The organism is Oleiphilus sp. HI0079 (assembly GCF_001635105.1).
Genome location: NZ_LWFT01000023.1, coordinates 1 through 1,178 on the forward strand (window position 1 = coordinate 1; position 1,178 = coordinate 1,178).

The 1,178-nt window shown below is 44.1% G+C and carries 2 protein-coding genes; one reads left to right on the plus strand and one right to left on the minus strand.

Going from position 1 to position 1,178, the window contains the following annotated elements; all coding sequences use genetic code 11:
• Positions 1–8: 8 nt before the first annotated feature.
• Positions 9–134 (plus strand): ATP-binding domain-containing protein, encoded by a 126-nt coding sequence (locus A3750_RS27240; RefSeq protein ID WP_369819910.1) that lies wholly within the window; start codon positions 9–11, stop codon positions 132–134.
• Positions 135–153: 19 nt separating this feature from the next.
• Here A3750_RS27240 and A3750_RS00475 read toward each other — a convergent pair whose 3' ends face one another.
• Positions 154–636: a hypothetical protein gene (locus A3750_RS00475; RefSeq protein ID WP_068452759.1), complete on the minus strand. Its 483-nt coding sequence runs from the start codon at positions 634–636 to the stop codon at positions 154–156.
• Between the last annotated feature and the right edge of the window lie 542 nt (positions 637–1,178).

The following is a 1,178-nucleotide window of genomic DNA, read 5'->3' on the forward strand; positions in this document are numbered from 1 at the left end:
TGGCTGTTGTGGTTGCGCCTTACGCGACAGAGCTAGTTAGTAGACGTCTTCTATATACAGGTGTTACACGAAGCAAAGAGACGCTTTCTCTTTTTGCTCCACGTCATATGTTGTCGGTTCTATTCGAAAGCTAAGGCGATAAGCCTTGCAGTGCTATGGGTCTTCCGTAACGGTGATTGTATAAGAGGGTGCTATGTCTCCAGCAGGCACATTCTTTGAGAATAGTATGCGCATCCCAACGGTGGCGGTAGTTCCCGCACCGGGGTTTGCCAACCCGCTGACAGGGAATGTCGTGTAGGTCTTGTTGTTGTATCGAAACTGGAATGTTTTAAGCGTCACGCCGGAGATGTCGGCATCGTTTGTCATGTTAACCGTAAAGGTTTTATCGCTATCGCTCGACAGTAGAAATTCACCCGCGTTGTATACGCTTCCCAGCACGGTTGTATTGCGCACGCCCTTTACCTCTCCCTTCCAAGTGACTCGAAGCCGTGCAGTTTTGCTGGGGTTTGATATTGCGTCCGGAAATTTATGCGGATTGATCTCTGTTATCGTGATCTCACTATGAGAAGGGGCTGAGAAGAATGCGCCAAATAACAGTATAAAAAACGCGAGTCGCATTTTTTGCAAAGTGGTCATGCTTTCCTTTGAATAATCGTTCGCGAGGGGTGGTTGGTTCTTATTTATACAGTTTGTTCTTTATCCTTGCTTCTTTCAATCGATCGTTGCCTCTCTAAATAAAATGTATAAAAACCACGCTATATTTCGTTGTGTATCTGAAAAAGTCGCAAAAAATCAGCTTTTATTACGCAGCTGAATACTCTGAAACATCCCGCCAACAGCTTGTTACACACAGATACAAAATAGGCTTTTTTTCTTCGTGCAGAATCTCTGAGTTAGCTACTCTGAAATTAAGCGCAAACGAAATGCAAAACATTTTAAAACACGCGCTGCTTACAACCAAGCGATCTAACCGATGCGCGGTTGAAGTGGTCAAAAGCCACGTCATACATTGTCTATCTAACGACTGCGCAAACCGCAAAGTTAGGGGCAAGAGAAAAGACAGTAAGTGCGAAAGTAGTAAACATGAAGGTTCCTCAGCACCAAGTAAAAGCAAAGGTGTAGGAGAAACAATAAAAAGATGGCGTCGAACATATCGCCACATAAAAATTAATTCAGCA